This window comes from Microbacterium xerophyticum, from assembly GCF_053543555.1.
In genome coordinates, this window is sequence record NZ_JBLVOB010000002.1 from 15990 (window position 1) to 22573 (window position 6584).

Annotated in this window: 5 protein-coding genes; 2 read left to right on the forward strand and 3 right to left on the reverse strand. The window is 67.8% G+C overall.

What is annotated here, in order from left to right; all coding sequences use genetic code 11:
• Positions 1-27: 27 nt before the first annotated feature.
• Both ACNPNP_RS00635 and ACNPNP_RS00640 read right to left on the reverse strand, forming a co-directional pair.
• Positions 28-2814 carry a lamin tail domain-containing protein gene (locus ACNPNP_RS00635; protein WP_448964139.1) on the reverse strand — a complete coding sequence of 929 codons (2787 nt, stop codon included), beginning with the start codon at positions 2812-2814 and terminating at the stop codon, positions 28-30.
• 135 nt (positions 2815-2949) lie between these two features.
• Positions 2950-3936, reverse strand: a complete 987-nt coding sequence (locus ACNPNP_RS00640; protein WP_448964140.1) for a glycerophosphodiester phosphodiesterase family protein — start codon at positions 3934-3936, stop codon at positions 2950-2952.
• Positions 3937-4024: 88 nt separating this feature from the next.
• Between ACNPNP_RS00640 and ACNPNP_RS00645 the strand changes: the two genes are divergently transcribed.
• Together ACNPNP_RS00645 and ACNPNP_RS00650 are read left to right on the forward strand one after the other, a co-directional pair.
• The gene (locus ACNPNP_RS00645) at positions 4025-4924 is read left to right on the forward strand and encodes a Bax inhibitor-1/YccA family protein (protein WP_448964141.1); all 900 of its coding nucleotides are present in this window, start codon (positions 4025-4027) and stop codon (positions 4922-4924) included.
• 141 nt (positions 4925-5065) lie between these two features.
• A complete protein-coding gene (locus ACNPNP_RS00650; RefSeq protein ID WP_448964142.1) occupies positions 5066-5338 on the forward strand; it encodes a GlsB/YeaQ/YmgE family stress response membrane protein in 273 nt (90 codons plus the stop codon).
• A 6-nt stretch (positions 5339-5344) separates the two neighbouring features.
• Here ACNPNP_RS00650 and ACNPNP_RS00655 read toward each other — a convergent pair whose 3' ends face one another.
• Complete coding sequence (locus tag ACNPNP_RS00655) at positions 5345-6559, reverse strand: RNA polymerase sigma factor (RefSeq protein WP_448964210.1); 1215 nt, start codon at positions 6557-6559, stop codon at positions 5345-5347.
• Positions 6560-6584 lie beyond the last annotated feature (25 nt).

The window sequence follows — 6584 nt, forward strand, 5'->3', positions numbered from 1 at the left end:
GCTCCACGCCCCCTCAGCGTTCTTCGGCTAGGCCGTCTGCCGCCGGCGGCGCAGGGTCACTGCGATCGCACCGGCGAACAGGAGTCCCAGTGCGAGCACGAGTGCGCCCGCCGGGAGTTCGGATCCCGTGGCCGCGAGACCGCCGCCCGAGACCGTGACCTGGATGTTCACCCAGCCCAGCAGCTCACCGTCCGCGGAGTAGACCGCGAGACGGTGGGCACCTGCTGCGGCGTCCTTCGGGATCGTGACCGTGATCGCTCCCGCGGCGTTCAGCGTGCCGTCGGCGAGGAACGTCGGATCGGAGTACATCCAGACCTCGACGTCGGTGCCGGCGTGCTGCGCGACCGTGATCGTCACCTGCTCACCGGGTGCGACCGAGGTCTTGTCGACCGTCGCTCCCCCACGGTTGCCCTCCACGATCGCATCTCCCGGCAGCGGCTCGATCGAAGGACCGGGCTGGTTTCCGCCTTCGCCCGGACCCTCGCCAGGACCTTCACCGGGGCCTTCTCCACCTCCGCCGGCCGGCAGCGTGCCTGTGCGCAGCGCCTCGGAGACGAAGCCGTCGGCGAACCACCACACCGGACGCTGACCGTTCGACGCGAGCGAGGCCGGCGCCGTGGCGAAGCCCTCGTTGTTGATGTCAGGCAGGCCTGCAGCTCGTGCGAAGTGCGCGATGCCCGGCTCCGCCGTGCCGTTGAGGGTGATCTGCGCCGACGCTCCGTGGCATCCGTCGTCGCATACGGCCCACAGCACTCCGAGCACCGTGTCGTAGTCCAGCGCCATGACGCCCGCGAGGCCGGGATCGATCGTCGAGACGAGCTGTGCCGATCCGTCGGCGGTCAGCGCGAACGCGTACACGCCGCCGTTGTCCTCGACGGCGACGAAGAAGAGTCCGTCGTTCTTGCCGGCGTACGTCGCCGGGTCGTAGGCTGTCTGAGCCTCATCATCGAACAGCTTTCCGGTGAGCGCGGCATCCGGCACCCACTCGACCGCCTCGATGCCGAGGTTCGCACCGACGGCCGGGAGCAGCGCGGTGAGGTCCCACTCGGTGAGTGCGACGAGGTCAGCGCCCGAACCCTCCGGGTCGACCTGCAGGATCGTGTTCTGGTTGACGCCCTTGGCGCTGTTGTCGCGCTCGGATGCCACGTACACCAGACCGTCGGCATCGGTGGTGATCCCTTCGGTGTCCGGTCCGGCAGCCCCGGGATCGGCGGCGTCCTTCTGGAAGCGCACGCGCTTGCCATCGGCCCAGCCGTCGACCATCGACACCGAACCGTCGGCCGCGGCCTTCAGCTTCCAGATGCGGCCTTCGCCGTTGTCGACGGCCCAGAGGAACGTTCCGTCGGCGGTCTCCTGCACGTCGAGTCCCGAGCTGTCCTCGAGGAACATCGGTGCGGAGTCGAGAACCCGCACATCAGCGGATCCGGGCCACGGAGCGAGCTCCGGCTGCGGCTCGGGCTCAGCGCCGCCTTCGCAGTCATTCGCCGCACCCTTGGTCGAGACGGCGACATCGACGAACTCGTCGCCGCAGCGCGCCCAGACGCCCTTCGCGTGGTCGGCGTAGACGTGCTCGGCGACCGTCTTGCCGTTCGCGTCGCGCACCGTGACGGTGTCGCCGCCGCCGAGGCCGAACACGAAGTCCTTCGGCTGGTCGAACACGAAGTATCCGCCTGCGGCGAGCACCGTGCCCGCGGGAAGCGGCGTGGTCTCGGCCGCGTGGTCGGCGGGCTTGTCGTCCATCACACTCCAGCCCGAGATGTCGACGGCGGCCGTTCCGGTGTTGTGCACCTCGACCCAGTCGGTGGCATCGCCGTTCGACTCGATCTCATTGATCACGACGGCAGGGGTGACGCATGTGTTCGGCGCGCCCGGTGTCGGCGTCGCGAGCGCAAAGGCTCCTTCACCGTCGATGCAGCGGGCGAGCGTCGCGGCGGCGAAGTCGCCGTCGATCGCGGCGTGCCCTTCCCACGCAAGGGTGTCGTCGATCAACGCACCCGAGGTGTCGAAGAGACGGATGCGGTCGGCCGAGCCGATGCCGATCGGGTCGCGGAACGCCGTCTCGACGCCGTCGACGATGCCGACCGTTCCCTCTTCCACGAGCAGGAATCCGCCCGCGGGGATCGAGGTGCCAGGTGCGAACTGCCAGCGGTGGTCGTCGGAGTTGTCGCGGATCTCGTACCCGGAGACATCGAACGCAGAATCGCCGGGGTTGTAGAACTCCACCCAGTCGGCGGGCTGCGAGTCGACCTCGTTGATGAACACCGAACCGGCCTCCGGCTCCTCCGGCTCTTCGGGAATCACCTCGAACGTGTTCTCCGCGCCCTTGGTCGAGGCACCCGTGATGCTCCAGACCAGTTCGCCATCCACGTCCTGCGCGCCCCAGCTCGGCACGGCGTGCGTGCCGTCGGGCCAGGTCGTCTGCAGCAGCGGCTCAGCACCGTTGGCATCTCCGGGCGCGAACAGGCGCACGCTGTCGCCCTTGCCGAGCCCGAAGTCGAAGTCGCCTTCGCCCGCGTCGGACAGCGTGTCGAGCACGAGGTACGCGCCCGGCGCGACGATCGTGCCCTCGGGGAACGTGTACGGGTTCTTGTCGCTGTTGTCCTGGACGATGTAGCCGCTCAGGTCGACGTCGGCGTCGGAGTGGTTGTAGAACTCGATCCAATCGTCGGGACTGCCGCCGTTGGAGACGACTTCGTTGATCCGGACACCGAGCGGCGCCTCGGCGCCGAGGGCGGAGGTGGGGACTGCGAGCAGCAGAGTGGCGCTCATCGCGCACACCGCCGTCGTCGCGAGCCCGCGTTGCAGGCGAGACATGTGACTCCAGGGTCAGAAGAGGAACGGGATGGGATCAGACCATCGAGTCGCGCTTAAATTTCTGAGTCGGGAACGTGTACACCGAGTGAACGGGCCATGTCCGGCGGACGCTCCGATGCGCGCGCCCGGACAGCGTCAGCCGCGGAAGAACGCGATGCCGAGGTCGGGGTGGTCGACGAAGACCCCGTCGATCCCGGAGTCGGCGAGCACAGCCCACTCCGACTCGTAGTCGCCGAATGCCGCCTTGCCACCCTCGCCGCGGAACTCCGCCGCGAGGAACGCGTTCTCCGGCCGCGCCGTCCAGGTGTAGACCTTCAGGCCCCTGGCGTGCGCGTCGGCGACGATCGTGCTGCCCTTGGCGAGCAGCATCCGCTTGTTCACGCTGATGCCGTCGACCTCGCCGACCAGGGCGTCCAGCCCGTGCGGTGCGACCGTGGCCTTGTACGTCGCAGCGGCTTTGCCGTGCGCGACGAGCTGGTCGTACGGGCGACCGGATGCCTCGATGAGGTACACGTACGAGGCGGGGATGCCGTGCGCGCGCAGACGGGCGAGCACCGTCGATTCGAAAGCCTCGATGATCAGGGGAAGTTCTCCATCGGCCCATCCCGCCTCTCGGAGGTCGTGGATGATCATGGGAACCAGATCCAGACCGATGCTCTCGAAGTAGGTGGCGTGCTTGATCTCGAGTACGACGCCGATCTCGCGGCCGTGCTCGGCGGAACCCTCACGCACGATGTCGAGCAGGTCGATGAGCCGCAGCACGCCCTGTCCGCCGTCGAAGGTCGCACTCGCCGCACGCACCGCAGGAATCCGCTCGGTGGTGCGCAAGGTGGCGATCTCGTCCCAGGTGAAGTCCTCGGTGAACCAGCCCGTCAGCGCCTGCCCGTCGACGCGCTTGGTCGTCTTGCGGTCGGCGAACTCCGGATGCTCGGCCACATCGGTCGTGCCGGAGATCTCGTTCTCGTGGCGCACGACCAGCACGCCGTCCTTGGTCGCGACGATGTCGGGTTCGACCGCGTCGACGCCCATGGCGAGCGCGAGCTCGTACGAGGACCTGCTGTGCTCAGGGCGATAGCCAGGGGCACCACGATGACCGATGACGAGCGGAGACCTCCTGGGCATGCTCTCAGCGTAGAACACCCCATACATCACAAAGCCCGGGTATCGTTGAGGAAAGCGACCTTAAGACCCACTCGGAGTGAGGCCCACCATGAGCAATTTCGCATTCAACAACCCGGCATTCCAGAAGCAGGATCCTCGGAACGTCGCCACGTACCCCGGTGCTGCCGGCCAGTCCGCGCAGACCGCATCGCTCGCGCACGCGGGGATGGATGCCGCAGCCAACGCGCAGCTCGAGGGCATGTACGCCGCCCCGCCGGCAGGCGCCATCGAGACCGACCGCATGAGCGTCGAGGACACGGTCTGGAAGACCGCCGGACTGTTCGCGATCCTGCTCGTCACCGCGGTCGTCGGCTGGGTGTGGACGCTGGGCGGCGTGAGTGTCGACCCGCGGGCCGGCGTGTCGATGCTGCCGATGATCGTCGGCGCACTCGGCGGCTTCGTCCTCGCGATGATCATCACGTTCACGTCCCGCAAGAAGGTGCGCCCCGCGCTGATCTTCGCCTACGCCGCGTTCGAGGGTGTATTCGTCGGAGGCATCTCGGCGTTCTTCGAGCTCCTCTACCCCGGCATCGTCGTGCAGGCGACGCTGGCGACGGTCGCCGTCGTCGGCGTGACCCTGGCACTCTTCGCCAGCGGCAAGATCCGCGCGTCCGCCAAGATGACGAAGATCTTCATGATCGCCATGGTCGGCTACCTGGTCTTCTCGCTGCTGAACCTCGTGCTCATGTGGACCGGCATCAACGACAACGCATTCGGTCTTCGCAGCGTCGAGATCATGGGCATCCCGCTCGGCGTCATCATCGGCGTGCTGGTCGTCTTCATGGCGGCGTACTCGCTGGTGCTCGACTTCGACCAGATCCAGCAGGGCGTGCGCAACGGCGCACCCCGCGTCTACGGCTGGGTCGGCGGCTTCGGCATCATGGTCACCGTCGTGTGGCTCTACATCGAGATCCTGCGCATCATCGCGATCGCCCGCGGCAGCAACTGACCGCGACAAGGTCCGCTGAAAGGCCCCAGCTCTTCGGAGCTGGGGCCTTTTCCCATATTCTCGACACGCGCGCAAGGGGGTGGCTTTTGTGCAAAGTGGGGAGCATAGTTGGCTCACCGCTACAGAAAGGGGATTTACATCATGGGTTTCCTCGCATTTCTTATCCTCGGATTGATCGCCGGAGCGATCGCAAAACTGATCCTGCCTGGTAAGCAGGGTGGCGGCTGGATCGTCACTCTCATCCTCGGCGTCGTCGGAGCCGTCCTCGGCGGCTGGATCGGCGGAATGCTCTTCGGTGTCGGTCTCAACGAGTTCTGGAGCCTCTCCACGTGGGCTCTCGCGATCGGTGGCGCGATCATCGTGCTGCTGATCTACGGTCTGATCGTCGGCCGCGGAGACAAGGTCCGCGACTAGATCCGACTACTCGGAGGCTTTCGCCTCCAGGAGGGCCCGTTCCCTTTCGTTCCCCGCGAGTCTCGCGGCGGTGGCGAATTCGGAACGGGCCTCTTCTCTGCGTCCGAGGCGCAGCAGCATCTCCCCCCTGGTCGCCGGAAGCAGATGGTAGCCCTTCAGAGCGTCGGATGCCGCGAGCTGGTCGATGATGCGGAGAGCGGATGCCGGACCGGTGGCCATCGCCACGGCCGCAGCCCTGTTCAGCTCGATGACGGGCGACGGCGCGATGCGCCCCAGCGCCTCGTAGAGCACCACGATGCGCTCCCAGTCGGTGTCTTCGACGGATGCCGCGACCGCATGGCATTCCGCGATCGCCGCCTGCAGCCCGTAGGCCGTGCGTCCCCCGCCCAGGCGGTCGGCCGCGGCGAGCGCGGCACGGCCGCGGGTGATGCGGCTCCTGTCCCACCGCGACCGGTCCTGATCCGCCAGCAGCACCGGCTCCCCGCTTGCATCCACCCGAGCGGGGAAGCGTGCAGCCGTGAGCTCCATCAGGGCGAGCAGACTGTGGGCGTCGCGCTGCTCGGGCACGAGCGCGGCGAGCACGCGTGTCAGACGGATGGCCTCTTCGCCGAGCTCGGGGCGCATCCAGTCGGACCCGCTGCTCGCGGCATGGGCTTCGTTGAAGATCAGGTAGAGCACGCCGAAGATCGCACTCAGCCGCTCCGCGTACTCGTCGCGCGGCGGCACCTCGAAGGGCACGTTCGCGGCCGCCAGCGTCTTCTTGGCGCGAACGATGCGCTGCTGGACCGTGGCGACCGGCACCAGGAACGCCCGAGCGATCTGCTCGGTCGACAGCCCGGCGACCACCCGCAGCGTCAGCGCGACGCGGGCCTCTCGCGAGAGCACGGGGTGGCACGAGACGAAGACGAGGCGCAGCACGTCGTCGTCGATCTCATCCGGATCCCAGGGGTCGGCGTCAGCGGCATCAGCCTGCTCCCGCTCGAGATCATGGGCGATCACTGCGATCCTGTCGTCGAGCCGCTCCTGGCGGCGCCAGCCGTCGATCGCCTTGCGCTTCGCCACGGCTGTGAGCCACGCGGCGGGGTTTCGCGGTACGCCCTCGGACGGCCACTGCGTCAACGCGTCGAGGAGCGCCTCCTGGGCGAGGTCTTCGGCATGACCGAAATCGCCGACCATCCGTGTGAGCGTGGCGACGATCTTCGCGGATTCGATGCGCCACACCGCGGCGGGAGCGCTCCACGCTGCT

What these genes read in the sequence shown, in the direction of transcription:
- ACNPNP_RS00645 (WP_448964141.1), top strand. Translation starts at nt 4,025, where the DNA reads ATGAGCAATTTCGCATTCAACAACCCGGCATTCCAGAAGCAGGATCCT.
- ACNPNP_RS00640 (WP_448964140.1), bottom strand. Translation starts at nt 3,936, where the DNA reads ATGCCCAGGAGGTCTCCGCTCGTCATCGGTCATCGTGGTGCCCCTGGC.
- ACNPNP_RS00635 (WP_448964139.1), bottom strand. Translation starts at nt 2,814, where the DNA reads ATGTCTCGCCTGCAACGCGGGCTCGCGACGACGGCGGTGTGCGCGATG.
- ACNPNP_RS00650 (WP_448964142.1), top strand. Translation starts at nt 5,066, where the DNA reads ATGGGTTTCCTCGCATTTCTTATCCTCGGATTGATCGCCGGAGCGATC.